Below are 26,682 nucleotides of genomic sequence, written 5' to 3'. Positions count from 1 at the left end.
ACTGACTCGCTAAGCAATCTCCAACTCGGGCATTACTGCTGGCACAGGCCGCAAACTGGTGAAATCGCTTCGCGCTGAGCGACTCCCGAGCGGAGATTCTTACGCCTCACGGTTGTTTCCCGCCACTTAACCGGATTGCAGTCCTGACACTTAGTCAGTAATCTAGCTCACGCCTGAGTGCCGTTGCGGCCCCGCAGGCGAGTCAGAGCGTGATAGCGGTACCCGCGAGGAGACAGACGCGAGATGAGGGCGGCAGCCACCGATGAAGCGGTGGACCGAGGTTCCAGTGGTACGAGCTACCCCCAACAGCTCTGGTCCCGAGTTCGCAGTCCTGGATCGATCCGAACCCGGGTCCTGGCCCTCGTTCTCGTCCCCAGTGTCGCGCTGATGGTCATGGGAGGCGCGTTCTCGGCGCAGCTGGTCAAGGACGGACTCGATGCGAGGCGGTGGTCGGATGCGCTCAGCAGCCATATCCCGCTGCTGCTCGACTTCGTCGTCGCTCTCCAGGCGGAGCGGAACGACAGCCTGCTCATCGCGGCAGGTGACCAGACCGCCGCCGCCAAACTCGGAACCGCGCGTGCGAACACCGACACGATCCTGCAGAAGACGACGGACATTGGGCCCGAACTGCAGAATCTCAACGCGGAGGCGATTTCCAGGTCTTTCCCGGCCTTCGTAGCAGCTGTACAGAAGCTACCGACGATCCGCAAATCGGTTGATGATCACCGAGCGACGTCAACCGATATCGACGGTATCTACTCCAACCTGACCAGCATTCTGGTCTCGGGGTTGAATGATATGGGCCGTGCTTCCAAGGATCCCAAGTCGGTTGGGCTCCAGATGGTCGCAGCCAATCTCTTGCACGCCGCGGATCTGCACTCTCGATCCGTGGGCCTTGCCAGCACGACACTTGCGAACGACAGCCCGTTGGCACCTCGCGAACGCTTGATGTATCAGCAGCTCACGGGCGGCTTCCGGAACCAACTCGAGGCGTCGGCACCACAGATGACCGATGCGGGCCGCAGCCAGCACGACCAACTGACGGCGAGCCCGGATTGGCAATTGATCTCGAACGCCGACGAAGGACTGAGTGAGTCTGGGGAGTTGACGGTCCCGGCGTCCGAATGGACTGCGGCACAGGATCGTATCGGCGGCAAGCTACGAACCATGTGGAGCGACAGTTTCCGCTACGCACAGGATGTTTCCTACGCGGAGGCGAACAAACAGATCGAACAGTCGTCGATCGCGGGGATCGCGGCGCTCGTCGTCGCCATCATCTCTCTGATCATTTCGGTAAGGATCGCCCGCACATTGGTTCGGCGACTGCGTTCGCTCCGCAACAAGACGCTGGAGTTGGCGGACCACACGCTGCCTTCGATGATGCAGCGACTGCAGGAGGGACAAGAGGTCGACGTCGACAGCGAACTCGGTCGAGCGGACGAGGGAAGAGACGAGCTCGGAGAGGTCGCCGAGGCATTCCATTCGGCGCAGCGAGCCGCCCTCGCCGCCGCCGCCGCGGAAGCACAGACACGAAACGGCTTCAATAAGGTCTTTCTGGATATCGCCCGGCGCAGTCAGGTCGTAGTTCATCAGCAGTTGGCGGTGCTGGACACCGCGGAGTCGAAGCAAGATGACCCTGAACACCTCGAGTTGCTGTTCGAGCTCGACCATCTGGCTACGCGCGCACGCCGCAATGCGGAGAACCTACTGATCCTGGGTGGCGGTCAGCCTGGCCGCAAATGGCGTCGGCCGGTGAGCCTCGAGGAGATCGCTCGTAGTGCAATCTCCGAGACACGAGACTTCGCCAGGGTGAACGCGGTCCGGCTGCCTGAAGTTCGGGTACATGGCGCCGTAGTCGCGGACCTGATCCACCTGTTGGCCGAGTTGGTCGACAATGCCACGGCCTTCTCGCCGCCGGGTTCACCGGTCGCGCTGCGCGGCAACCTCGTCGGTAATGGCGCCGTGATCGAGATCGAGGACCAGGGGCTCGGAATCCGACCCGAGGATCGGGATCGACTCAACGGATTGCTGTCCAGTCCACCGGATTTCCAGCAGATGGCCAGTGCCGGCCACCGACAGCTCGGTTTGTTCGTCGTCGGCCAATTGGCGCGGCGACACAACATCAAGGTGAAGCTCTCGGAGTCGGCATATGGCGGAGTGAGTGCGGTAACCCTGCTCCCCGCCGCGTTGCTGGAAGGGGTCGCCGAAGCCCAGCAAGCCGTCGTCGAGGACCAGGGAGTCCACGCTTACAACAGTCCACTTCATCCGCTCGCCCCGACGAGTACGGAAGACATGCCTGACTATTACGAGTCCTTTTCTGCGCCCCAGGACGTCCCGCCTCCACAGCCGACACGAGAGTCGTTCGCGTCCATCCAGATCGAGGTCGAGCCGACCGAGCGACCCATCCCCGTGGTCCGAGCTTCGGGCTCGGGTGACCGGGCCGGTCGAGCTCCTCTCCCGAAGCGCAGACGGCAATCCCACCTGGCACCCCAACTGCAGATCGAGAACACGACGACGCAGCACGCACTACCGCAAGGACCGCCTGCCGGTCCGACGAGAGCGCGGCGCAGCGCCTCTGACGCGCGAAACGCAATGTCCTCCTTGCAGAAGGGAACTCGCCAGGGACGCGGGTTCGACACCCAGACGACGAGTGGAAACGGATGGTCGGGAAATGAATAACTTTGCGGCAGTTGGTGCCTCCATGAGCGGTCTGGATTGGCTACTCGACGATCTGGTCGGCCGGTTGGCCGGCGCGGAGAAGGCTGTAGTCCTCTCCGAGGACGGACTGGTGATCGCGCGCTCGGGGAATGTTGTGCGTGAGGAGGCCGAACACCTCGCGGCGATGGCCGCAGCACTGGGCAGCCTGGCCCGCGGCGTGGGCAGCCAATTCGCGAAAGGCGCTGTCCAACAGACCGTTATCGAGCTCGAGTACGGCTACCTGGTGGTTACAGAGGCCGGATACGGCGCGTGCTTGGCACTGCTCGCGTCGGCGGACTCCGATCTGGGAATGGTCGCCTACGAGATGAATGTGATCGTGCAACAGGTCGGCGACAAGCTGTCCGCTTCACCGCGCGTCCAGATGTCCGGCTCGATGACTCAGCAGCGGCCATGACATACGACGACCACGACCACTGGCTCGACGACGATCCCGGCCCGCTCGTCCGTCCGTTCGCGGTGACCCGCGGGCGCGCGGGCCGGAATCTCCATGAACTGGACATGATCACGTTGGTCGTCGCGGTCCACTCCGCAACCGAAACCGCGAGCTTGGATCGGGAATACGAGGAGATCCTCCGGATGTGTCAGGGGAGACCCGTCTCGATTGCCGAAATCTCGGCGCATTTGAATCTCTTGCTGGCCGCGGTCAAGGTACTCGTCAGCGACCTGATCGGCGCGGGCTATCTGATCTACCGATCGCCCACCAGATCATTCGACAACCCCGATCTCGGACTACTGCAGGCGGTGCTCGATGGAATTCGCAATGCGTGACACCACACCGGAACTCGGTGTCCAATCGGTCAAGATACTGGTTGCGGGCGGCTTCGGTGCCGGCAAGACGACCTTCGTCGGCGCGACGAGCGAGATCCCACCCCTTCGCACCGAGGAACGACTGACCGACCTCAGCGCGAACGTCGACGACCTTACCGGCGTCGAGTCCAAGACGACCACCACCGTCGCGCTCGACTTCGGCAGAATCACCCTCAACTCCCAACTCGTCCTCTACCTGTTCGGCACACCCGGCCAAGAGCGGTTCTGGTTCATGTGGGGCGAGCTGTCGATGGGTGCGCTGGGCGCGGTCGTACTCGCCGATACCCGCCGACTCGACCAATCCTTCGCCGCAGTCGATTTCTTCGAATCCCGCGGAATCCCTTTCATCGTCGCCGTCAACTGCTTCCAAGGAGCAGACCTCTACGACGAGGACGAGGTGCGCAACGCGCTGGATATCCCGTACCAGGTGCCCGTTCAGCTCTGCGACGCCAGGGATCGCGACTCCGCGAAGCTGGTGCTGGTCAGGTTGCTCGAGTATCTCATTGCAAACGTCGCTCCGACGAGAGCCCTGAACTGATCGCCTATGGCCACCCTGGATCTCGAAATTCAGTGCGCCGCACTGATGGACCAGACTCACGCGCTAGCGGATATGGCCCGCCACGCCGATCCGGGGGCCCATATCCCGACATGCCCCGAGTGGTCTCCTGGTTACGCATGTCGGCCAAGGACTTGTGAGGGCACGGATTCGTAGCGAGGAAGCAGTGCCCGGCTCAGTTGCTTGATCGCCTCGGCTTCGGCCTGGTTCTCCAGCATGTGGCCGACGTATCCGTCGAAGTCCTTGTCCGGCAGGTAGAGATCGAATAGATCGCTGACCGTTTGGTGGAGGGAGTAGATCGCCTCTCCACGCCTCCCGGCGTCGCCCCGACGTCGCCCTGGCGAGAACGACCACGACCGTCCCGCCGATGCCGGAGTTCAGGCCCACCGCCGATCAGATCAGCCTGCTGCTGACAGTTCTGAAGGAGACCTGTTACGGCTCAGCCGGCTGCAATGTCTTCGTTCAGATCGACCCGACTTTCAGCTTCACTCAGGACATCCCGGCGGGCAAGAAGTGGACGGCTGTCTATGAAATCCGCGGCGGGAAGAACGCGCCGCGGACGAACTCCCCCCACCAGCCGAGGTAGCAGCCCAGCCAGGTCCACTACCGTTCGACAGGAGGAAGCTGGTCAGTACCAGCGGTCCGAACGATGTGCTCATCGCCGTTGTGACGGACGCCGTCGCCGGCGACATGACCTGACATCACGTCGCTCCATCAATATTCCTAACTCGCAAAGGAATTCATCCCAACATGACCAATCCCCATTTCCCCCAGCAGCCGTGGCCTGCGCAGCAGCCGACCCCGCATTACCCCCAGCCTCCGAAGAAGCGGCGCGTGTGGCCGTGGGTGCTCGGTGGATTCTTTGCCTGCATCCTCCTGCTGTTCGGTGGGTGCGCGCTGCTGATCGGTGGCGCGGCGCACGAAGTGGCCAAACAGGAGGAGAAGCGGACCACCGCCGAGCCGGTCGGTTCGACTGTTCGGGACGGGAAGTTCTCGTTCGTGGTTACTCGGATTGATCCGCCGGTCGGTTCGGTGGGCACGAACGAATTCCTGAAGAAGGGAGCGCAGGGCGAGTATGTGCTGGTGTACCTCGATATCACCAACATCGGCGACAAGACCCAGACCTACCTCGGGGAGAACCAGAAGCTCGTCAACGATCAGGGGAAGCTCTTCAGCAACGACACTGCGGCGGAGCTCAATCTGAACACGAACGTCGCGAGCGATGTCAATCCGGGCAACAAGATCTCGGTGATTCTCGCCTTCGACGTGCCGAAAGGCACCGTGCCGGCCGCGGTCGAGCTTCATGACTCGGCGTTCTCGGGTGGCGTGCGCGTGGCCGTCAAGTAGCCCGGCTCTCTGTTGGGGTTCGGCCACGAACCCCAACAGCCCACCAGCAACGCCAATGCCGACTTCGAACCCAGCGCCGCGGCGCCGATGATGCGCACCCGGAACATCGTTCACCGTGTGATCGCCCGCTCGTACTGGAAGACGCCCGAAGGGCTGTGAGCCCGACCATGGCATAGGAACTCTCTACGGGACGGCCGAGGGTAGGACGGCCCCAACGCATTCTTCTGTGCCCAACAGACAGCAGCTTTCTCGAATTGAAGGAGTACGGAGTTTGGCCGCCTCCGTTCGCGAGGTCTCGTTGTAGCGCCTGAAAACTGTGCAGCCCAACGCCGATGCCATGTTCGATGCGATGGTCGGCAAACTGCTCGGCGAAGTTTCGACGTCGACGCGTTCGACGTCGGGGATTCACCAGCGGGGGCGCCCTCGTAGACGATCTCGGTGGCCCGGTTGGCGATTGCCTTGGCTGGTCGGTGTGCCGCAGTGCGGGTGACCGAGCGGGGAGGCCCGGGACGCGACAAGCGGCCTGACAATCACGGTATCCCGGCCGGCAGTGCGCGATTCCGGGCATCTACCAGCGCATGCTGACGCTAACCTTGCCACACCTTCTCCGCGACGGCCGGGTCACTGGGACCACTGACTCCGAGTTATCCCCACGAGTCGAGTACGCACAGCCTCGGGGCCAGTCTGCTCGACACTATGCTGGCCCTCATCGATTGGGCCGGGATGCATTATGAGGAAATCCGGCGAAACCAGGTCCGCTTCGACACCGTCGGCTCCGACGGGGCCTGAAATATGTTCATACTCCGATGATTTCGCCACATCTTGGGCACCAACCAATACCGGAGCGACCACAGAATGCTCCCTTGCACGCCGAGAGCGTGGCCGTCGGCAAGGAGGTAACGGGCGAGGCCTGGGCCCCATCGGGTGACTCGCCACCAGCTCGACGCAGATCTGCGCAACCCGATTCTCTCGCCGACGGCTCACGCCCTACGCGCCCACTAGGCCCGCGGCTCCCGGCACGAGGTCGACTACCGCCTTCGTGTCCTTGTAGAAGACGTCAATCCCTGATATCTGCTCGTCAGTGAACCGATACAGCTCCACGACCGACGTATCGAGCGTGCGGCCGGTTTCCTTGGACTGCAACGTCACTGACATCTGGGCAACCACCAGCTCACCCGCGTCATGCGCCTGCCAGGAGTGCACAGTCACGTCGAAGTCTTTCGTGAAGACCGTCGCAAGTTGCAGGAATCCTTCGCCGCCGATGTAGTCGCCCCCGTACGGCAGCCCATCGGCCTCGTTGAGGACACACTCGGGATGAACCAACTCCATCGCAGTGGGGATATCGCCGCCGACAATCGACTGATGAAATCGGGTGAGGATCCCAACGTGATTACTACTCAACTTCGCCTCCATCGAGAGTGGCCACCCCTACACGTTCCACCGAAGGTGACCTGGGACACCCAACTTACTGACTAAATGTCAGTGCCGTCAAGGTCGGCGCCCTCCGCAATCTGATGGGATCAATACGGTCACCCACGGCCACGAACGAGCCGAATCGACTGCGGACGAGCGCCTTTCAGGAGCGGCGCCGTCGACGACGGACGCCCCGGACGAGCTCGAGTTACCCTGCCAACTCAGACAGCGCGACCTCGAGGTATCGCGCAATCTCCCAGGCATCCTCGATGATGTCGGAGCAGGCGAGGATGCCGAAGTCCACGTGGTCGCCGTAGGAGACGGCGGTAATGTTCAGGCCTCCAAAGGTCTCCGCCAAGGCGGAGATCGGGTAGTTGCCCAGCAGACGAACACCGCCGAGGTACACCGGTGTCTTCGGTCCTGGGACGTTGGAGACGAGAAGATTTGTCAGTGGCAGGATCGACGCCGTCGCACGCATGAGCCCGCGGGTGGTCAGCCCATGCAGCAGCGGCGTCAACATCGACGTTATGTGATGCAGCATGGTGGGAGGTTGGGATTGGAAGCGCTCCTTTGCTTCCAACATGGAACTGTGCATCAGCTTCAGGCGATGTTCCGGATCGGGTTCCGTGATTGGCAGTTCGCTGAACATCAGCGAGAACTGGTTGCCGGCCGTGCCCATTTGATCCTCGGTGCGAATGGATACCGGTATCGCAGCGAGGAGCGGCTTGTCGACAGGCGCATCGTGGTCCAGCAGCCAACTCCTGAGGGCCGCAGTGCAAATCGCCATCACCACATCGTTGATGGTGCCGTCGACGCGAGACTTCACCGCCTTGATCTGATCCAATGACAGCGACGTGAACGCTACCTCACGCCGCGCGGTGAGCGGTCCGGTGAATGGTTCGGCGCGGTACTTGGACCACAGGTCTTCCACCGTGCGCAACAGACCCGGCCCCGCTTCGAGCACCGATCGGACCCGGACGGCCTGCCGGTTGATCGTATTCGGGATGGTTCGGGTGAGCATTTCGAGGGTGGACAGAGTCTTGTCGCGGCGAAGGCCGGCGTCGGGCAATGGCTGCGGCGGATTGCTGGGAACCGGGTCCAGGATGGCCCCGAGCACTTCCCCGGCCGAGACACCATCGAGCAGCGCGTGATGCAGTTTCAGGTACGCGGCTTGACGTCCACCGGACAGGCCCGACAACAAGTGGAATTCCCACAGTGGCCGAGATCGATTGAGCGTCTCCGCATGCCGCCGTCCGACATATTCGGCGACATCCTCCTCCGTCGCCCCCTCCTGCAGCCAGACGTCGCGCACGTGATAGCCAAGGTCGATCGTTGTGCAATCTTCCCAGTACGGAACGTCCAGCCCCAGCGGGACGGTGCGGACCCGACGGCGCAGCGGCGCGAGCAGGTGCAGCCGTTCCGCGAACAACCGGCGCAGCGAACCGACATCGAGGGGCCCGTCCGGCGCATTGGCCGAATCCAGGATCATGATCCCGCCGATATGCGTTGGCGTGCAGTCAGTTTCACTGTCGAGCAGATGCATGTCCAGCGAGTTGAGTTGGCGTGGTTCCCCCGGCGTCGTCGCGGTGGGTATGACCAATGCCGGAACGGGAGTGGCACCGGCCGTCGCGGCCAATGTCTCTCCCGGTGTTGCGGTTCCGACGTTCGTGCCCTTTGGGCTGAGAACGGTGATGTTCGAGTATTCCACGGAGTCCTCCCGGCCTCGTTGGCTGTCCCGGGACAGCGTCCGTCGGCTGCGAGGAAGCCACGACGACGGACACAGCGAACCGATCCCGGTGATCACTGAGTTCCGTGCGTCACGGCACGGGCGCGATATTCATCTGTGGACCGACCGCCCCCGTTGGCCCCGGTCTCCTGTTATCTTCCGCTGATCGAGTGGATGCCGGCATTGGCCATGAAGACGGCGGCCACCGCTAGGAGGATGACTGCCATGCCGAAGGCCACGATTCCGACAACCATGAGTGGGTCAGCGCGATTTTCCTGAGACGACACACTCGCCGCCCCAACGGTTTCCGACTCTGACCGATTGCGGCGTTTCAGCATGCGTCGAGGGTTCTCATCTTCGGTGCCGCCGCGAAGAACTCCGCGAACTTGCGCCCGGCGGACTGGAAGTGCTCGGACCCGAGGTGAGCCTCGAGGGCCTCCCTGTTGGTGTACAGCTCGAACAAGGTGTACTGGTCCGACTCCGTGTGCGAGCGCAAGAGCCGGTACATCAAGTTGCCCGGCTCATTGTTCGCGATCTGCTCGACGAGATCGGCGACCAGTGCTTCGAACTCCGGGCCGCGGCCAGCGATGATGGTCAAGTCAGCGATGATGGCGATCATGTGAATACTCCTCAACTTTCATGGTGGTGGACTCGCTGATCGCGACCGATGCCGGAGACTGGATCAGTCCGTCCAAGACTGCGGTGGCAATGAGATCGGCAATGGCGTCCGGGCCATGTTCGCCGTCTTCGTGGTACCAGAAGATCACTGAATTCAGCATGCTGAGAATGCTGTTGCCGATGACGCGGTCGGCCGTGCGCAGCGCACCGGCCGCGTAGCCAGCGTCGATCACGTCCTGCCATCGCTGCCGGATGTCGGCGCCCAGTCGCTGTAGGTCGAGTGCACGGTCGCCGGTCAGAGCCGAGACATCACGCATGTGGATCGTTACCTCACGCCGGTGGGCGGTAATCAGTCGAACATGGCTGCGGATGAGCTCGCGCAGCTTATCGACCGGATCGCCCGCCCCCTCGACGATCACCCTGGCGTCTGCGTCAACCAGATCGGTATAGCTGCGCAGGATTTCGAACAGCAGCTCTTCCTTGGATCTGATGTGGTAGTACAGCGCCCCACGCTGCACCTGTGCGCGATCACCGATCTCCGCAACACCGGTGCCGTGAAAACCCTTCTCGGCAAACAGATCTACCGCAGCTTCAATGATCCGCTCCCTGGTCTCCACCGTTTCCGCGGCGGGCGGACGCCCGCGTTTGCGGACCGGCGCGGCGGTCATCGCGATTCTCCTGTCACCACATACCGAATCACTGTGTCGGACAACGCAAACCGTAGATGTCGATTCACACCGATCACCTCCTCGGCCGTTTCTTTTGTAAGGATCTCGTCGCCGCCGCGCCGCGGCTTTCAGTCCCGCTGCTGGGGCCAAGCGGGGATCGTGGTGAGGATGTCCGCGTTAGGGCCGAGCGTGTAGGTCGGTTTGCGCCGTTCCACGAACGCGGCCACACTCTCAGCGAAATCCTTGGACCCGATCAGGTTCATGAGCACCTGCGATTCCTGCCGGTGCGCGATCCACGGACTGCCCCACTCGGCCATTCCCCACAGCATTTGCTTCGCCGCCGCGAACGCAACCGGGGCGACATTCTCGCCGATCTCCGCAGCTAGCGCATACGCGGTGTCCAACAGGTCTGCGTCGGGGCACACCCGCGAGACGAGGCCGCCCTGCAATGCTTCCTCCGCGCCGAACATTCGGCCCGTGGTCACCCATTCCATCGCCCGCGACATGCCGACGACCCGGGGCAGGAAGAAGGTCGAAGCGGCTTCGGGGGTCAAGCAACGCCGGGTGAACACGAAGCCGAATCGCGCGCTCTCGGAAGCGATCCGGATATCCATCGGCAGGGTCATCGTCGACCCGATACCGATCGCATGTCCGTTGATCGCCCCGATCACCGGCTTACGCATGGCCGCGAATCGCAGTGACACGAACCCACCGCCATCGCGGGGACTACCGTCGTCGAAATAGGCGCCGTCGTATCGAGCCTCGTCGAATTCGCCGGCGTTCGGGTCGAGGTCGGCACCCGCGCAGAACGCGCGACCGCTACCGGTGACCACTACAGCCCGCACCGAGTCGTCCGCTTCCGCCAGATCACAGGCGGCGACGATCTCCCGCGCCATGGTGTAGGTGAAGGCATTGAGCTTGTCGGGCCGATGCAGTGTGATAGTCGCTGTCCCCTTGTTGACAGCGTATTCGATTTCGGTGAATTCCATGTTTATCGCCTCCGTATCAGCTGCCACTCAGGACTCGACCGCGACGGTCAATCCACCAGCAGTAGTAGCCATTCGGCTACACAGCCCGGCTTGGCGCCGCCCTCGATCTCGACGGTGACGGTGATCGAGATCTGGTTGCCCGCTGGGGTTGGCGTGACAGCGCTCAACTCGGCACCGGCCCGAACCCGGTCGCCGACCTTCACCACCGAGGGGAAGCGCACCTTGTTGCAGCCGTAGTTGATTCCCATCTTCAACCCGTCGATGCGCCAAATCTGCGCGGTGAGCACGGGCATCAGCGACAGGGTCAGGAATCCGTGTGCGATGGGGGCACCGAATGGTCCGGCGGCGGCAGCCTCTGGGTCGACGTGGATCCACTGGTGATCGCCCGTCGCATCAGCGAACAGATCGACCTGCTTCTGGGTAACGGTGAACCAGTCGCTGTAGCCCAGGTGCTGACCAGCTTCCTGCTGGAACTCGGTGATCCCGTTGAAAATCTTCATTCTTCGCGTTCCTGATAGATCAGACGGTCGGGCCGCCGGCGACGTACAGGGTCTGACCGGAAATGAATCCGGCGCCTTCTCCGGCGAGGAACGCCACCGTATTCGCGATGTCGTCAGGCTTGCCCGCCCGGCCGACGGGGATCTGCTTGACCACCGCATTGCGGAAGTCCTCGAACGAGATCCCCATGCGCTCAGCGGTCGCGGCAGTCATCTCGGTTTCGATGAAGCCAGGCGCGATCGCGTTCACGGTGATACCGAACTTGCCCAACTCGATGGCAAGGGTCTTGGTGAAGCCCTGCAGGCCTGCCTTGGCCGCGGAGTAGTTGGCCTGGCCGCGGTTGCCGAGCGCCGACGTGCTGGACATGCTGATGATCCGGCCCCACTTGGTGCTCGTCATGTACGACTGCACGGCCCGGCTCATCAGGAACGCCCCACGCAGGTGGACGTTCATCACCGAGTCCCAGTCGCCCGCGGTCATCTTGAAAAGCATGTTGTCGCGGATGATTCCGGCATTGTTCACCAGCACCGCAGGCGCGCCGAGTTCAGTCGCGACCCGCTGCACCGCGGCGGTCACGCTGTCCTCATCGGAGACGTCGGCGCCGACCGCGAGCGCGGTTCCGCCCGCCGCTTCGATATCGGCGACGACCGTCTTGCAGGCCGCCTCGTCCAGGTCGAGAACCGCGACGGCGAATCCCTCGGCGGCCAGCCGCTTCGCGGTAGCCGCGCCGATGCCACGTGCGGCTCCGGTGACGATGGCTGCCCGAACGGTGTCAGTGGTCATTTCTTTGCTCCTGATATTGGCTGGTTGGGTCCGTATGGTACCCGAATATTATATTGAGTGTCCACTCTATTAAATAAGAGCTGCGACTCGTCGGATTGCTGGTGGGTGGCAGGGTCAGGCGCGCCAGAGGTGCGTACCCGGACGAGTCATCGCGATCGACGGAACCACAACGGATCCGCTCAATCGAGTCAGTGACACCACGACCTCGGCGACGTCAGCGGGATCGATCATGGCCTCCGGTGAGACCTTGTCGGCGAGGGGCGCGGTCATATCGGTCGCGACATACCCGGGGCATACCGCGGTGGCGGTGACGCCGGCCTCCGATTCTTCGACGTTCAAGGTCTCGCACAGTGACGTCAACGCTGCTTTGCTGGCGCCGTACGCGGAGTTCAGTGGTTCCCCTGCGAGGCCCGTCATCGATGACACGGCAATGACTTTCGCGGTTTTCCGGGAGGCCATTCCGGCTGTAGTCCGCAGCAGCGGCAGTGCATGCTGAACCATCACATAAGCCGAACGGACATTGACAGCGAACAGCTTGTCGAAACGGCGCACCGGGAAATCGGCAAACGGGCCGATCGATCCCATTCCGGCGTTGAGCACCAACGCGTCCAGCCGATCGTATGCTGCGCTGTGTGCCTCGATCACGCGGACAACGTCATTTTCGTTCGACATATCCGCCGTCACCTGTACGACGTTCGTCCCGTATTCCTCACGGAGTTGTCCAGCGACCGACCTCAGCGAGTCCTCGGACCGAGCACACAGTGTCAGATCCCAGTCCTCGGCGGCCAGACGCTCGGCGATGAGAGCACCGATCCCACGCGACGCTCCGGTGACGATCGCGGCACGAGAGGCGTTCTTCCCGCTCATCGCGGAGCCATCCGGATAGCGCCATCGAGCCGGATCGTCTCACCGTTCAACATCGGGTTGGTGACGATGTGCTCGACGAGAGCGGCGTATTCCCTAGGATCGCCCAGCCGCGAAGGGTGCGGGATCTGGGCTTCCAGCGACGCGCGGGCGTCATCGGACAGACCGCGGAGAATGGGCGTGGCGAACATGCCCGGCGCGATCGTCATCACCCTGATCAGCGAACCGGCCAGATCGCGCGCGATCGGCAGCGTCATGCCGACGATGCCACCCTTCGAGGCCGAGTACGACGCCTGTCCGATCTGCCCGTCGTATGCGGCCACCGAGGCAGTGTTCACGATGACACCGCGCTCCCCCAACTCCGGTTCGGTGACCGCCATGGCTGCCGCCGCCAGGCGGATGACGTTGAACGTGCCGATCAGGTTGACTTCCACCACTCGGACGAATCGGTCCAGCTCGAGCGGGCCTGTGCGGCCGATCGTGCGAGCCGGGTCGCCGATACCGGCGGCGTTGACAACCACGCGCAGCGGTCCGAGTTCGGTCGCGGCGGACACCGCAGCCTGCACCTGGTCCGGGTCGCGGACATCGGCGGGCGCGAACACTGCTGCGGCCCCGAGCTGTTCAGCGAGTTCCGCTCCCGCCGAGGTCGGCAGATCGACGATGGCGACGAGGGCTCCAGCACCGATCAATCGTTCGACGGTGGCCCGCCCCAGACCGGACGCACCGCCGGTCACGAGAGCGGCGGATCCCGATAGTTGCATGAGTTCTCCTCTGTTCCAAAGAATTACCGGTGCACACCCGAGGGTGTGAGAGTCCCCTTCGGGCGTGCACCGGCGCGACCGCCTGCCACGGTCACGACAAAACCCCCAGGCCCGCATCGACGAGAACGGGAACGGCATCGCCGACAGTTTGGAATCCGTCGCCGACAGTCTTTCCGGCCAGGTAGCGCTGGTGGATGCCCTCGGCGATCACGGCGAGCTTGAAATAGCCCAGCGCGCGATAGAAATCGAGATGCTCGAGCCGGTGCCCGGTCCGCTGCGCGTAGCGCTCAGCCAGCTCGTCGGCGGTGAGGAATCCAGGGTTGGCACTCGGGGCGTGGCGCACGCCCAGTACCGGTTCCGTTCGTGGGTCCCAGTACACGAGCAGTAGCCCGAGATCAGCCAGGGGGTCGCCCAGAGTGGCCATTTCCCAGTCCACGATCGCATTGATTCGGCCAATATCCTGTGCGTCCAGGATGGTGTTGTCCAACCGGTAGTCGCCGTGCACGATCGTTTCGCCCGCTTGTTCGGGGAGCGCCGCCACGAGAGCGTCGTGCAGCCGGTCCAGTTGGTCCAGCTCCCGGGTGGCGACCCGCGTCCACTGGCTGTGCCACCGTCGCACCTGGCGAACGAGATATCCTGCCGGACGGCCGAAGTCGCTCAGACCGACCTCATCGAAGTCGACAGCGTGCAAGTCGGCAAGCGCGTCGACCAGGGCCTGTGAACATGACCGTGCCTCCGCCGTCGAGAGCGCCGCGGCCTCGTGACCGTCCTGAAGAGACCGGCCCTCGACGTAGGAGACCACCGCGAACGGAACGCCGATCACGTCGACGTCCTCGCACAGGGTGACCGGCTCGGCAACCGGGACACCCTGCCCGTGCAGCGCTTCCACGACTCGGTATTCCCGCGCCATGTCGTGCGCTGTCGGCGTGAGCGGACCCAGAGGCGGGCGGCGCAGTACCCATTTGCTCGTACCGTCGGTGACCAGATAGGTCAGGTTGGACTTCCCGCCGGCCAGCAGCGATGCGCGCAGCTCTCCCTTGACCGAGGAAACGTGGTCGGCGAAGTAGCGATTCAGCGCGAGTAGATCAAGCCCTTCGGGCACCACGGTGGTCATCGTGCCTCCCGCAGAACGCGTTTGGCGATAGCCCACCGGTGTGTCTCCGACGGCCCGTCATAGATGCGGAACGGCCGGACCTCGCGGTAGAGCCGTGAAAGCGGCGCGTCGCCGGAGATTCCCAGCGCACCGCAGATCTGAAGCGCGCGGTCGACTACCCGGTTGACCGACTCCGCGACGAAAGTCTTTGTGATGGAGGTGATCTGTGCACCGGACTCGCCGCGATCCAGCTCCCAGCAGGCGCGCAGGATCAGTGCGCGGCTCGCCTCGATGTCGATCTCGTTGTCCGCGATCAGCTGCTGTACCATGCCGAGTTCACCGAGGCGTCCGCCGAACGCGCGCCGTTCGTTGGCGCGGCCGATGGCGATGTCGGCAGCCCGGCGTGCGGAACCCAGCCAGCGCATGCAGTGCGTCATGCGGGCGGGACCGAGCCGCACCTGGGCGTAGTCGAAGCCCTTGTCCACCTCACCCAGAACCGCGTCGTCGCCGACCTCAAGGTTGTCGAAGATCAGTTCGCTGTGGCCGCCGAACATGCTCTCGTCGAGGGTGTCGATGTCGCGCTTACGCGTGAATCCCGGTGTGCCGGCAGGAACCAGGAACATGGTCGCGCCGCCACGGTCACCTGGTTCCCCGCTGGTGCGGGCCATGATGATGGCGAAATCGGCGCCGTTCGCGCCGGTGATGAACCACTTGTGGCCGTTGATGACCCAACCGGCCGAGGTCCGCTGAGCCGTCGTCGCCAGCGCGCTCGGGTCCGAGCCCGCGCCCGGCGCGGGCTCGGTCATCGCGAAGCACGAGCGCCACTCCCCCGTCGCCAGCGGGCGCAGGAAGCGCTCACGCTGGGCCGGCGTGGCCACGCGTTCGAGCAGGTGCATGTTGCCCTCGTCAGGCGCGGCACAGTTCAGCGCGAGCGGACCGAACAGCGAATAGCCCGCTGCCTCGAAGACCGGTGCACGGTCGCGCATGTCGAGTCCCAGACCACCGAACTCGGAGGACACGTGCGGTGCGAATACGCCAGCCGCTTTGGCCGCCTGCTGCAGGAGGATCCGCGGTTCGTCGGGCAGTGCGTGCGCAGATCCGGCGTAAGCCGTCTCCACGGGTAGCACTTCTTCGCGCACCAGCTTCTCGGTCCGTCGCGCAATATCGACGACCTTTTCGTCGAATTCGAACTGGATGGTCATGAGCGCGTCCGCTCGATCATAGGAAGACTCCTTCGTCTGGACCGGGATTCACCACCGGTCTGCTCCATGTCCGTCACTGTGGCTGGTCCGGGAAGTACCGGCGCAGTTCGCCTTTGAGCACTTTTCCGCTCGGATTCCGCGGCAGCGCATCGACGAATACGACCTGGCGCGGGCGGCGGAAGCCCGCCAATCTCGGTCGCGACCAGTTGATCAATATGTTCTCGGTCAGCTGAGAACCCTGGCGGGGCACGACGACCGCTGTCACCGCTTCGCCCCACGTACGGTCCGGAACACCGATCACGGCGACCTCGGAAATCTGCGGATGCCTGATGAGCACCCGCTCCACCTCGGCAGGATAGACGTTCTCACCGCCGGTGATGATCATGTCCTTGAGCCGGTCGGTGATGAATAGGTATCCGGCGGTGTCGAAATGGCCCACATCGCCGGTCCGCAGCCAGTCCTCGGAGACGCGCAGCCGCGCGGTTTCTTCCGGACGTCGCCAGTACCCTTTGCTGCACTGTCCCGACCGAATCAGGATCTCACCGTCTTGCCCGGCCGCCAGCCGCTCTCCGGTGAACGGGTCGCGGATCTCGACCTCCACCCACGGGTAGGGCTTGCCGACGGCGGCCAGCAGCTCGCCGCGGTGGTCCTCGGGATCCAGTTGCACCACAGCACCACAGGTCTCGGTCAACCCGAACACCTGGATCAGCGGCGCATCGAAGCACTCCTGAACGCGATGCAGAAGCGGCAGCGAAATCGGTGCGGCGCCGTAGACGATCGAGCGCAGGGCCGAGAAGTCCGCTTTCCCGGCGCCGAGAAAATCGACCATCATCTGCAGCATCGCCGGCGCGACCAGCACATTCGTGATCTTCAGCCGCCCCACGTCGACGACCAGCGCCGCCGCATCGAACTCGGGGACCAGTATGCACTGCGCCCCACGGAACAGGGCGACGAACGCCCACGCCGATCCGCCCATATGAAACAACGGCATGACCACTGACACACGTGATTCCGAGCCGACGCGCCAGTGTTCGGCCGCTTGGAACAAGTGAGCGAGATTGCCGTTCGTGATGATCACGGCCTTGGGCAGACCGGTGGTGCCGGATGTGTAGAACTGGATGAAAGTCTCGTCGACACCGGTGACCGTGCCCGGATCCACGGGGTTCTCGGCATCGCGCCATGCCTCGTACCCTTCACCGATGGTCAACCGGGTGACGTCCGGTGGCGCGGCGAGCGCGAACTCGCTGTCGGTCACGACGATCCGGGCCTCGGCATCCGAGATCAATTCGGCGAGATCCTCGGCAGTCAGACGCCAGTTCAGTGGTGCCAGCACGGCCCCGATCTTGGCGCAGCCGAACAACACCTCGAAGAACTCAGGCCAGTTGCGGCCCAGGTAGCCGACACGCTGTCCGCGAGTGACACCCGACCGCAGCAGCGCCTGAGCCACGCGGCTTGCCCGATCGTCGAGCTCGGCGAAGGTCAGCGTCGCGTCCCCGCAGCGCAACGCGACGCTGTCGGGACAGGTTCGGGCGAAATCCCGGATGGCCCGGACCGGATGGAAGTCGCCAGCCGATGTCACCGCTGATTCCCTTCTGCGCCTTGCATCTTCGTCTCAGCCCAACGCGATGGTGGCGGTGCCCACGATGGCGCGCCGGCCGTCCACGTCGGCCCACACGTCGCAGTCGACCAGACGGCCCGGTCCGTCCTCGGTAACCGCGGTCACCTCACCGGAAACGACGACGTTGTCACCGGCAAAGACGTTCGCGCGGAAGGAACAGGAGACGCGCCGCAGGGCGCTGCGCGTGCCGGCCCATTCGGTGAGCAGGTCCAGCACATAGGCCATGGTCGAGCCACCCTGATTGACCTCACGGTCGCCCAGTCCGGCGCGGGCTATCGCGTCGAGGTCGAAATGAATCGGGTTCGAGTCCTGCAGGACGAGCGCGACGATCTTGATGTGGTCAGCGCTCACCGCGGTGATTCGACGCTCGGGAAGCCGAGTGCCGACACGAATGTCATCGGTGAAAGTCACTGTGCGCCTCCACGCTTGAACAGATAGACGCTGGTTACCGCGCCCGAATAGGTACCCGTTTCGTCGAAGATCTCCAGGCGCACGTCCAGGTTGTCCAGCCGCGACCCGTCGCGCGTGGTGCGTGAGCCTGTGGAAGCGATGAAGGCTTCGGCCCGGTAGCGCGCGCCGATGCTCAGCGGGGCATGCTGCTCGATCTCGCAGTTGCCGAACAGGAGCGTGTCGTCTTCGGACTTCCCGGCCAGCTCGCACAACTCGCTCACGCTGATGCCCAAGCAGCGCAACGAGATCACAATGAACCACATCGGATGAGCGATGCCAGGCTCAGCTTTCGGAGCGCGCAGTGCGTGCTCCAGGATGGCGTTTTCATGCGGTTCGATGACGAGGGCGCCGCCGAGCAGCCGGGTTCCTTCGAGCTTTTGCAGCTCTTCGATCGTTACTGTCATTCCTCCCGCTCCTCAGTACGACCGGGGCAGCCCGAGGGTGTGCTGCGCGATGTGATTGAGCACCATCTGCGACGACACCGGCGCCACCTGCTGCAACCGAACGATGCCCCACAGATCCGCGAGCCCGTATTCGTGAGACATGCCATTGCCACCGTGCATCTGGATGGCGGTGTCGAGGGCCTTGTATCCGGCGCGGGAAGCCAGATACTTTGCCATATTCGCGGTCTCACCCGCAGGCAGGCCGGCGTCGATCTCGGCCGCGGCACGCCAGACCATGGTGGCGGCACCGGTCAATTCGATCGCGGCCTCGGCGAGGGGGTGCTGAACGCCTTGGTAGGTGCCAACCGGGACGCCCCAGACATTGCGCTCGTTGACATAGCGGACCGCCTTGTCAATCGCGTAGCGACCAACGCCGAGACAGATCACCGCGCTGAGCACGCGCTCCGGATTCAGACCGTCGAACAGTGCAGCGAGCCCGTTGTCGACCTCTCCCACAACGGCCTCGGCAGGCAGCCGGACATCGTCGAAGAACAACGTGAACTGACGCTCGGGGGCACCCAGCGCCGTCGGGATGAGAGTGCGGGTCAGTCCACGAATATTGGGATCGTCGACGATGAACAGAGTGAGTCGGCCACGACCTGTCCGTTCATCAGTGCCGGTGCGCGCCACCAGCAGGAAGTGGTCGCAGTGGTCGATCCCGGAGATGTAGTACTTGGTGCCGCGCACGATCCAGTCTTCACCGTCGCGCTTGGCCCAGGTGGACACGTTGTGCGAGTTCGACCCGGCATCCGGCTCGGTCAGCGCGAAGACGAATTTCTCCGCGCCGCTCGCGATTCCGGGCAGATAGCGGCGCTTCTGCTCCTCGCTCCCGTGACGAGGCAGCACACTGCCCGCGATGCCTTGCGAGAGCACCATTGCCAGTTCCGGGCAGCCGCCTGCTGACAGCTCCTCGAGCACGATGGCGAGTTCGGTGAGTCCGGCGCCGCCACCACCGTATTCCTCGGGAATGCTGACGCCCAGATATCCGCTGCGCCCCAACTGGTCCCACAGCTCGGCCATGGGTTCGCCGGTCGCCGCCTTCGACCGGTAGTACTCGTGACCGAACTTGCCGACGATGTCGGAGACTGCGGCCCGCAGTTCCTTCTCCTCGTCACTCGGCCGCAAGGGCAGACAGAGACTATGGGTGGTCATCGATTTCCGTTTCCTTCCAAGTTCCGTGGACGCGCTTACCGCGTCACCGGCTTCGGTAGCGAGGGGCGCGCTTCTCCATGAATGCGCGCGGACCTTCCTTTGCGTCGTCGCTGCGCACGACGCGCTCGGTCAAGGCGAATTCCAGCGCGAACCGCGGTTCATTCGCCAGGGCGCGCACCGCGATCTCCTTCGAGGCACGAACCGCGAGCGGAGCGTTCATCGCTATCCGGGTCGCGATTTCCATCGCGCGCGGCAGTTCCTGGCCTGCCGGAACGACCTCGTTCACCAATCCGCAGGCCGCAGCCCGGTGCGCATCGATGTGGTCGCCCGTCAACAACAGCTGCATCGCCATCGCCCACGGCACCTGTTGCGGCAACCGCACGTGGGTGCCGCCGCCGGCCACCAGGCCCCAACGAACTTCCGGCACACCGAAAATCGCGTGCTCGGCGGCGATACGGATGTCGGTGCCGAGCAGGATCTCGAGGCCACCCGCCACACAGATGCCGTTCACCGCGGCGATCACAGGCTTGTGGACATCGGAGAAATGCCGTTTGACCGGGTCCGAGAAGAGAACATCCAACTCTCCCTGGGTGAGCCGGGGAGTGAGCTCGCCGAGATCACCTCCCGCACAGAATGCCTTCTCACCAGCGCCGGTCACGATCACCACGTCGACGGAGTCGTCACGCTGAGCTGCGTCGGCGGCCGCAGCCAGCTGGCGGGCCATATCGACCGTGAATGCATTGTGCGCGCTGGGACGGTCCAAGGTAATCACCGCGATCGGTCCCTCGACCGAGTAGCTGACCTCTCCGTCAACCGTCGCGGTCTGCGCGGGCGCACCGTTCCTACTGGCCGACACCGGCCCACCTCCTTGGTGCCACTCGAAAGTGGCTGTGCACGATAAGGACATTCAGCGGTCGCAGCACTGGACACCGCTGAGCCGGTCAGAACGCCATCGTGGACAAGTCGATCCCGAGCGCCCGGACCTTGCGGTACAAAGTCGATCTCGCGATGCCCAGCGCATCAGCGGCGCGGTTCTTGTTTCCGCCCGCCTCGCGCATCGCCGCGATGATGGTCGTGGCCTCGACCAGCTCGAGACCGACGAGCTTGCGCCGAGAAGCCGCCGCCACCACATTTGCCGGTAGGTCGCGAGCGCTGACATACCCGCTTCTGTTGTCCCGCAGTACATCTCGAACAAGAATCCGCAACGACGCAATATTGCAGGGCCACTCGAGCCTGGTCAGGGTCTGCACCGCGTCTGGCATCCAGCGAACGGGCTTCGACTGCTTGCCGGACTGATCGAGCACGGCCGCGGTCAGCGCTTCCAACAGCACCGGCAAGTCCTCGAAGCGGTCACGCAACGGGGGGACTTCGATCGATGCGGTGAACAAGTCGAGCAAGCCGTTGGGCGCCAACTGGTCCACCCGACTACGGGCGGTCGCCACGACCCTGACCCGCAGTGCCCGACAGCGCTCGATCTGTCCCGCCGCCACCGTCGCAGTGCCCCAGTCGAGCTCATCGACGTGACGAATCACCACCACCGAGTCCGGCTCGGCGGCGGCAACCAACTCATCGAGCTTCACCAGCCAGCGTTGCGGCCCTTCCGCCGACACCCCGACCGCGTCGAGGACATGAAGCTGCGCATCCCGGGCCATGGCCCGAGCCACTGCCAGCCTGCCCGTCCCCCGTTCACCGGTGATCAAGGTCCATTCGGCTCCCGATCGACGGACCTGATGACACAGCTCTCGCCACCGCAGACCGTTTCCGGCCAATCCCTCCAGAGTCGCCGTTGTTCGCACCACACCCGGCCCCGCCTGTCGCTCCTCGACGGGCCGAACCTTCAGGACCGCGCCGATCGCACCAGTGCCGTCATTCACCTCACGACACGCGACCGAGACCGCGGTGCCGTCGGTCATGACCATCTGCGATTCCGTATTTCGCTGCCGGATCGCCCGGGCGGCATGCTCCCAGAGCCGCGCCTGATCAACCGATGCCAGCACCCTCGCGGCCGTGGCATTCGTGATGATCGTCTGCTCATCGAGCACGATCACCGGGTGGCGAACATCGCGGTTTTCGGCCAGGTATGCCTCGAACAGCAGGCGCTCCCGGGCACTCGAGGCCTCGAGTAGCCGGCGCTGAACCTCGGAAGCCAAGTCGGTAACCCAGGCCAGCAATACCGGGCTCGCGCCCTCGGACGGACACGTCACGATGAGGCTGCCAACGATTCTTCTGCTCACGGGATGCACGATCGGTGCGCCCGCCGACGTTGCGCCGATGTATGCCTCCGAGAAGTGCTCGGGCCCGCGCACCTGAACCGGGTTCCCGTCGAGCAGGCAGATTGCACTGAACGTGCCGATCGTCGTTTCGTCGACCGAAACCGAGGGAACAATATTGCGCTGGTCGAGCCACTGGATGAGCCGTCGGTCAGTAGCCCAGCGGCGAAGCAGCGTGCCCTCCCGATCGGTCAGCGTGAGCGCGCACATCGACTGCTCCAGCACCGAACGGCGCTTCTCCACAACGGAATCGACGATCCGTGTCAGCTGACCATCCAGGTCCACGTCAGGGCGACCGACCGGCTCGACACTCTCCGGGCGTAGGCCGTATCGCAGCGAACGCCGCCAGGAGTCGAGCACCTGCGGCCTGAGTCCGCTCCGCCGTGCGAAGTCCTCATTCCACTGACCATTCGTCAGCAAGTTCTCGCGCGCACGGAAGGCGTGACGGAGCCGGTCTCCATCGCCGAAGACCGTTCGTGCGTCGCACTTTTCACCGATTCGCTCGGGGTAACCAGAGTCCAGGTTCGGAGCCATCATGCTCGTCATCGCGCACCCTCCCTGGAACTAGAGCCGGAGGACTTCAGCCGGGAGCAGCTGCTGTCCGAGATTGGACACCATCCTGACTCACTACTGACATTCTGTCAAGAAGCATCGGATGGGGCCGCTTGAGTCCGTATCGCCAAGAGGGTGCCCGCCAACAATGAGTGCACGTCGGAGCGCGTGAGCAGGCCACGTCGAAGCCACTCGTCGGTCGCCGTCATCACGAGAGATTGGAATGCCCGGACCTTCGATCGATTGCACTCCACCGGCGCGATCCGTAGCACCACGAGCAGTCTGTCCTCCCAGGCCCGCATCCCCCCTTGGAGAACCGCGTCGACCTCGGGGTCACGCCTCGGCGCACCCGCCCGGAGCATGCTGAGGTACGTCTCCCGGTTCCGCTCGACCAGCTCCAGCCATTGATCGAACATCTGAGCAATGTCGAGACCGACATCACCGCACGACTCCGCGACCAGCGGAGGTTCGGGCAGGTGCGCGAATCGCCGCACCACCTCCAAGTACAGCGCACGCTTCGTACCGAAGTGGTGGTGCAGGTTGGTGCGCGTGGTTCCCGCGGCGGCCGCCAGCTCTGCCGTGGACACCGTTTCGTAGGCACGCTGAGCGAAAAGCCGCTGGGCGGCTACCAGAATCTGCTCCCGCCGATCATCGGCCTCGAGACGAACCCGTCGAGAAGTGTCCAAATCTGTCATGAAGGAACCTTAGCCCTTTCCTTGACCTTACTGACGCACGGTCAGTATTTTTGTCAGCGCATTACCACTCAATGAACGGGAGATGTCGTGGGCAAAGTTGACGGACGCGTCGCGATCGTGACGGGCGCCGCCCGAGGTATGGGCGCGTCACATGCGCGAGCGCTGGTGCGCGAAGGAGCCCGGGTTCTACTGACCGATGTGCTCGAGGAAGAAGGACAGCAAGTCGCGAAGGAGCTCGGCGAGAACGCACGTTTCGCGCCTCACAACGTCACCAGCTCTGCTGACTGGGAGCGGGTGGTCAACACCGCGGAACAGGAGTTCGGTCCGGTCGGAATCCTGGTGAACAACGCGGGCATCGGGGCGGCAGCGCCGATCGAAGCAACCACCGAGGCAGAGTACCGGCGAGTGGTCGACATCAATCAGGTTGGTCCGTTCCTCGGGATGAAGGCCGTTCGCCCGTCCATGCTCCGAGCCGGCGGCGGTTCGATCGTCAACATCTCGTCGGTTGCGGGGTTGGTCGGCGAGGCCTGGGCGATCGCCTACTCGGCATCCAAGTTCGCTGTCGTCGGGATGACGAAGGTCGCGGCAAAGGAGTACGGCCCGCACGGAATCCGGGTCAATTCGGTACACCCGGGGGTGACCGAAACCCCGATGATTCACGAGCACCCTGATTCTGACGCGATCTTCGCGCCGGTCATCGCCGCCACTCCATTGGGCCGGATCGGCCAACCGGAGGAGGTTACCGCCGCCGTCGTGTTCCTCGCCTCCGACGACGCGTCGTTCATCAACGGAACCTCAGTGGTCGTCGACGGCGGGTTCATCCGCTGACGTCGGCCAAGTAACGACGCACGAATTGTGACATGAAGAGGCCCCCTTGTTCGCACCGGTCGAACAAGGGGGCCACTCACATCATGCAGTGCGGCAACATCTTTCGCCGACGGCCAGTCAGTTGCCCCCGTAGACGTAGGACCGGAGACTTGGCTCTGCCGGCACCCGAGGATGCACCGCCAGACGCGCGACTGCCCTCGCGACGATCGCTGGCTCCTCGACGAGGAACGTCGCTGGGGCGACGCCCGGCATGAATCCCTGAGAGCAAACAGCATGGGAAATCCGCGCGGGGTCGGCAGGGCCGGAATGGGTGAGTGCATCCATGGCTATGGCGTACGAGACCGGGTCGGAAGTCCCGACTCCGATATGGTCAGGCGTGTCAAGCGGGCAGATATCCTGGACTGCGACGTTTGTGATCTCACCATCGCCCGTGTGCAGGCTCGACGAGCCGTTGCTGTTCAGATTCGGCTGCACGACTTCGTCGGTGCGGGTGTAAACGTTCGTGTAGGAGATTCCCGCGAATGTCTCCTGACCGGAGTTCAACGCCCGAACGTAGTTCGAACCGGTCCCCTGCTGCCAGCCGGCCGGCACACAACCGATCACGCCGTTGCAGGTCGCGTCGACAAGGACGCTGCCGTGGTTGGTTGCGGCAAAGCCGATGTAGTGGTCGACGAGTGCTCGCAAATCGGGCCAGAAGCGCAGCGCGAAGCGCGGTTCGGTGCCACCCTGACTGTGCCCGATGATATCCACCTTGCGGCCGCTGAGTTCGTACACAACGCGGATAGCATTCACAATGTACTCCGCTGCGATCTGGGCATCCCCCAGGGCGTGATCGGGCTCGGTCACGGAACAGTAGGGCCACCCCAGCCGATCCATCGCACGAAACCAGCTCAGCCCATAATCTTCTTCTGGGGTGAAACCCGTTCCGGGGACGAACAATACGACGTTCCGCTCGGCATCTCGAACGGCGGCCGAACACGTGACGCTGGCGGACAGCTGGTCTGCGGGCACCGACAGTGCGGAACCCGGTCGGTCGACCGGCGCGAATACGCCGGGGTCAGCCGAGACAGGCGGAGCCCCGGCCGCCACCCCCATCGCGATTGCCATTGGCACCAACGCTGTTCTGGCGAAGCTTCGAACGGCTGTACTGCGCATGTTCATACCCCCCACTGTTGTGGCTTGTCGTACTTACAAATCGATCTCGAACAGGAAGTGGCGGTGATGGCCCGCCCTCGATTCCCAAGGGACGGGCCGTCGATGGTCAGAAGACCTCGTGGCTGCCACTACTCTGCGAGATTCCGGACAACCAGACGACCCTTGACTTCGCCCCGCTCCAGACGCTCATACCCTTCTGGCAACTCGGAGAATCGAATCTCCTCGATCACGGGCCGCAAGCGTCCCGCAGCGATCTCGCCGTAGATGGCGATCAGATCGTCCTTGTCCGCGCCGAGTGAACCGAGCAACTGGATAGAACGGGCGACCAGGCTTGGACCGTTGATCGTGACTTCGTTGGCGCCCAACCCGACCAGAACGACACGGCCACCAGTCCGTACCGCTTCGACAGCAGCCGCCGTAGTCGTCCCCATACCGGCGAAATCGATGATGACGTCGGGCCGGACATCTCGCAGTTCGGACGCGTCCGAGAAGCAATCGATCGCGCCGAGTTGCCGCGCAGTCTCGAAGGCCGCCGCGTTCACGTCGACCCCGTAGACCCGCGCACCGGCGTTGTGAGCCACCGCAACACCGTTGAGACCGAGCCCGCCCAACCCGATCACACCAACCGTCTGATCCTTGCCCACAGCTCCGGTGCTGAGCACCGCGTGGTAGGCGGTCGCGATCGAATCCGTGGCCACCGCAGCTTGCCCGAACGACACACCGTCCGGAATTGGGACCAATGCGAACAGCGGCGCCAGGATCAACTCGGCGAAGCCGCCGTCGGCGCTGAGACCGGGAGCGAACCCTTGGGACGCCCCGTGCGGATGCGACAACAGGCCTACTCCGACCGGATCACCGACCGAGAACCCTGCCGAATCACCCTCCCCCAGAGCCAGAATCGTTCCCGCAACTTCATGCCCGAGGACAATCGGCGTGTGCGAGACGTACGGCGCGCCATGCATGACGTGCAGATCCGAATGGCACAGTCCGGCCGCCTCGACCCTCAAGACCGCCCAACCCGGGCCCGGCACGGGGTCGGCAATCTCGACTAGGTTCTGTCTCGAAGTGTTGAGGGCGGGCCTGTGGCCCGCCTCAACTGTGTCGGAGCCACTGATTGATGACAGCGATATGGATCGTGGCCTGGTAGCGGACAGCGAGTTTGTCGAACCGGGTAGCCACTGCCCGATGCTGTTTGAGCTGGTTGATGCCCCGCTCGACGGCGTTGCGGTCCCGGTAGACCACCGGGTCGAACGCCGGTGGCCGCCCGCCGGCACTGCCACGACGGCGCCGATGCGCGGCCTGGTCGGCCGGGACCGGGATCGTTGCTTTGATCCCGTGTCGACGCAACCATTCCCGGTTGGCGCGACTGGAATACGCCTTATCGGCCAGCACCCGATCTGGTCGCGCCCGCGCCCGCCCACCACCGAGTCTCGGCACCGAAATGCTATCGAGCACCGCGGTGAACTGTGGACTGTC

28 protein-coding genes and 1 pseudogene are annotated in these 26,682 nt (G+C 63.9%); 8 read left to right on the top strand and 21 right to left on the bottom strand.

Annotated elements, in window-relative coordinates:
- Positions 1-387: 387 nt before the first annotated feature.
- From ACFXN1_RS35960 to ACFXN1_RS35930, 7 genes and pseudogenes are all read left to right on the top strand, one after another.
- On the top strand, positions 388-2,679 hold the full coding sequence (locus ACFXN1_RS35960) for a nitrate- and nitrite sensing domain-containing protein (RefSeq protein WP_379442069.1): 2,292 nt from the start codon (positions 388-390) through the stop codon (positions 2,677-2,679).
- A gap of 22 nt (positions 2,680-2,701) precedes the next feature.
- Positions 2,702-3,112 carry a roadblock/LC7 domain-containing protein gene (locus tag ACFXN1_RS35955; protein ID WP_379442070.1) on the top strand — a complete coding sequence of 137 codons (411 nt, stop codon included), beginning with the start codon at positions 2,702-2,704 and terminating at the stop codon, positions 3,110-3,112.
- Positions 3,109-3,486, top strand: a complete 378-nt coding sequence (locus ACFXN1_RS35950; protein WP_379442072.1) for a DUF742 domain-containing protein — start codon at positions 3,109-3,111, stop codon at positions 3,484-3,486. Before ACFXN1_RS35955 ends, ACFXN1_RS35950 begins: the two co-directional genes overlap by 4 nt.
- Positions 3,479-4,063 carry an ATP/GTP-binding protein gene (locus ACFXN1_RS35945; RefSeq protein WP_379442073.1) on the top strand — a complete coding sequence of 195 codons (585 nt, stop codon included), beginning with the start codon at positions 3,479-3,481 and terminating at the stop codon, positions 4,061-4,063. Before ACFXN1_RS35950 ends, ACFXN1_RS35945 begins: the two co-directional genes overlap by 8 nt.
- 385 nt (positions 4,064-4,448) lie before the next feature.
- On the top strand, positions 4,449-4,667 hold the full coding sequence (locus ACFXN1_RS35940; RefSeq protein WP_379442074.1) for a hypothetical protein: 219 nt from the start codon (positions 4,449-4,451) through the stop codon (positions 4,665-4,667).
- Between the two features lie 248 nt (positions 4,668-4,915).
- Positions 4,916-5,428 (top strand): DUF4352 domain-containing protein, encoded by a 513-nt coding sequence (locus ACFXN1_RS35935; protein ID WP_379442076.1) that lies wholly within the window; start codon positions 4,916-4,918, stop codon positions 5,426-5,428.
- Positions 5,429-5,979: 551 nt separating this feature from the next.
- Positions 5,980-6,162, top strand: a pseudogene (locus tag ACFXN1_RS35930) (hypothetical protein); the annotation flags it as partial.
- 253 nt (positions 6,163-6,415) lie between these two features.
- On the opposite strand, the gene ACFXN1_RS35925 reads toward ACFXN1_RS35930, so the two are convergent.
- The 18 genes from ACFXN1_RS35925 to ACFXN1_RS35840 form a co-directional block, all read right to left on the bottom strand.
- A complete protein-coding gene (locus ACFXN1_RS35925) occupies positions 6,416-6,841 on the bottom strand; it encodes a nuclear transport factor 2 family protein (RefSeq protein ID WP_379442077.1) in 426 nt (141 codons plus the stop codon).
- Between the two features lie 208 nt (positions 6,842-7,049).
- Positions 7,050-8,549, bottom strand: a complete 1,500-nt coding sequence (locus ACFXN1_RS35920; RefSeq protein ID WP_379442078.1) for a wax ester/triacylglycerol synthase family O-acyltransferase — start codon at positions 8,547-8,549, stop codon at positions 7,050-7,052.
- A gap of 349 nt (positions 8,550-8,898) precedes the next feature.
- Positions 8,899-9,186 (bottom strand): putative quinol monooxygenase, encoded by a 288-nt coding sequence (locus ACFXN1_RS35915; protein ID WP_379442080.1) that lies wholly within the window; start codon positions 9,184-9,186, stop codon positions 8,899-8,901.
- The gene (locus tag ACFXN1_RS35910) at positions 9,167-9,853 is read right to left on the bottom strand and encodes a TetR/AcrR family transcriptional regulator (RefSeq protein WP_379442081.1); all 687 of its coding nucleotides are present in this window, start codon (positions 9,851-9,853) and stop codon (positions 9,167-9,169) included. Before ACFXN1_RS35910 ends, ACFXN1_RS35915 begins: the two co-directional genes overlap by 20 nt.
- A gap of 128 nt (positions 9,854-9,981) precedes the next feature.
- Positions 9,982-10,842, bottom strand: coding sequence for an enoyl-CoA hydratase-related protein (locus ACFXN1_RS35905; protein ID WP_379442082.1), 861 nt, complete (start codon positions 10,840-10,842; stop codon positions 9,982-9,984).
- A gap of 47 nt (positions 10,843-10,889) precedes the next feature.
- A complete protein-coding gene (locus ACFXN1_RS35900) occupies positions 10,890-11,342 on the bottom strand; it encodes a MaoC family dehydratase (RefSeq protein WP_379442084.1) in 453 nt (150 codons plus the stop codon).
- Between the two features lie 19 nt (positions 11,343-11,361).
- Positions 11,362-12,123 carry a 3-oxoacyl-ACP reductase FabG gene (gene fabG, locus ACFXN1_RS35895; protein WP_379442085.1) on the bottom strand — a complete coding sequence of 254 codons (762 nt, stop codon included), beginning with the start codon at positions 12,121-12,123 and terminating at the stop codon, positions 11,362-11,364.
- A 114-nt stretch (positions 12,124-12,237) separates the two neighbouring features.
- Positions 12,238-12,990, bottom strand: coding sequence for an SDR family NAD(P)-dependent oxidoreductase (locus ACFXN1_RS35890; RefSeq protein WP_379442087.1), 753 nt, complete (start codon positions 12,988-12,990; stop codon positions 12,238-12,240).
- Positions 12,987-13,748, bottom strand: a complete 762-nt coding sequence (locus tag ACFXN1_RS35885) for an SDR family NAD(P)-dependent oxidoreductase (protein ID WP_379442088.1) — start codon at positions 13,746-13,748, stop codon at positions 12,987-12,989. Before ACFXN1_RS35885 ends, ACFXN1_RS35890 begins: the two co-directional genes overlap by 4 nt.
- Positions 13,749-13,839: 91 nt before the next feature.
- Positions 13,840-14,862: a phosphotransferase family protein gene (locus ACFXN1_RS35880; RefSeq protein WP_379442089.1), complete on the bottom strand. Its 1,023-nt coding sequence runs from the start codon at positions 14,860-14,862 to the stop codon at positions 13,840-13,842.
- Positions 14,859-16,043, bottom strand: coding sequence for an acyl-CoA dehydrogenase family protein (locus ACFXN1_RS35875; RefSeq protein WP_379463786.1), 1,185 nt, complete (start codon positions 16,041-16,043; stop codon positions 14,859-14,861). The genes ACFXN1_RS35880 and ACFXN1_RS35875 overlap by 4 nt, the downstream gene beginning before the upstream one ends.
- Positions 16,044-16,116: 73 nt before the next feature.
- On the bottom strand, positions 16,117-17,622 hold the full coding sequence (locus tag ACFXN1_RS35870) for an AMP-binding protein (RefSeq protein ID WP_379444249.1): 1,506 nt from the start codon (positions 17,620-17,622) through the stop codon (positions 16,117-16,119).
- 33 nt (positions 17,623-17,655) lie between these two features.
- Positions 17,656-18,072 (bottom strand): MaoC family dehydratase, encoded by a 417-nt coding sequence (locus ACFXN1_RS35865; RefSeq protein ID WP_379444247.1) that lies wholly within the window; start codon positions 18,070-18,072, stop codon positions 17,656-17,658.
- Entirely contained in the window at positions 18,069-18,515 is a 447-nt protein-coding gene (locus tag ACFXN1_RS35860; RefSeq protein ID WP_379444246.1) for a hypothetical protein, read from the bottom strand. The genes ACFXN1_RS35865 and ACFXN1_RS35860 overlap by 4 nt, the downstream gene beginning before the upstream one ends.
- A gap of 12 nt (positions 18,516-18,527) precedes the next feature.
- Complete coding sequence (locus ACFXN1_RS35855; protein WP_379444255.1) at positions 18,528-19,685, bottom strand: acyl-CoA dehydrogenase family protein; 1,158 nt, start codon at positions 19,683-19,685, stop codon at positions 18,528-18,530.
- Positions 19,686-19,749: 64 nt separating this feature from the next.
- Positions 19,750-20,478: an enoyl-CoA hydratase/isomerase family protein gene (locus ACFXN1_RS35850; protein WP_379444254.1), complete on the bottom strand. Its 729-nt coding sequence runs from the start codon at positions 20,476-20,478 to the stop codon at positions 19,750-19,752.
- 169 nt (positions 20,479-20,647) lie between these two features.
- The gene (locus ACFXN1_RS35845; protein WP_379444244.1) at positions 20,648-22,510 is read right to left on the bottom strand and encodes a sigma-54-dependent Fis family transcriptional regulator; all 1,863 of its coding nucleotides are present in this window, start codon (positions 22,508-22,510) and stop codon (positions 20,648-20,650) included.
- 107 nt (positions 22,511-22,617) lie between these two features.
- Entirely contained in the window at positions 22,618-23,223 is a 606-nt protein-coding gene (locus tag ACFXN1_RS35840) for a TetR/AcrR family transcriptional regulator (RefSeq protein WP_379444242.1), read from the bottom strand.
- An 87-nt stretch (positions 23,224-23,310) separates the two neighbouring features.
- Here ACFXN1_RS35840 and ACFXN1_RS35835 point away from each other — a divergent pair, with 87 nt between their 5' ends.
- A complete protein-coding gene (locus ACFXN1_RS35835) occupies positions 23,311-24,051 on the top strand; it encodes an SDR family NAD(P)-dependent oxidoreductase (protein ID WP_379444240.1) in 741 nt (246 codons plus the stop codon).
- Positions 24,052-24,168: 117 nt separating this feature from the next.
- Here ACFXN1_RS35835 and ACFXN1_RS35830 read toward each other — a convergent pair whose 3' ends face one another.
- The 3 genes from ACFXN1_RS35830 to ACFXN1_RS35820 all read right to left on the bottom strand — a co-directional run.
- Positions 24,169-25,158: a hypothetical protein gene (locus ACFXN1_RS35830; protein ID WP_379444238.1), complete on the bottom strand. Its 990-nt coding sequence runs from the start codon at positions 25,156-25,158 to the stop codon at positions 24,169-24,171.
- Between the two features lie 176 nt (positions 25,159-25,334).
- Positions 25,335-26,249 carry a zinc-binding dehydrogenase gene (locus tag ACFXN1_RS35825; protein ID WP_379444252.1) on the bottom strand — a complete coding sequence of 305 codons (915 nt, stop codon included), beginning with the start codon at positions 26,247-26,249 and terminating at the stop codon, positions 25,335-25,337.
- Between the two features lie 49 nt (positions 26,250-26,298).
- The coding region (locus ACFXN1_RS35820) for a transposase (protein WP_379463785.1) at positions 26,299-26,682 on the bottom strand (384 nt) is incomplete at its 5' end.

It is taken from the genome of Nocardia sp. NPDC059154, from assembly GCF_042755705.1.
Lineage (GTDB): Bacteria > Actinomycetota > Actinomycetes > Mycobacteriales > Mycobacteriaceae > Nocardia.
The sequence above is the reverse complement of the archived record's forward strand: the minus strand, read 5'-3'. Positions and strand labels throughout refer to the sequence as shown.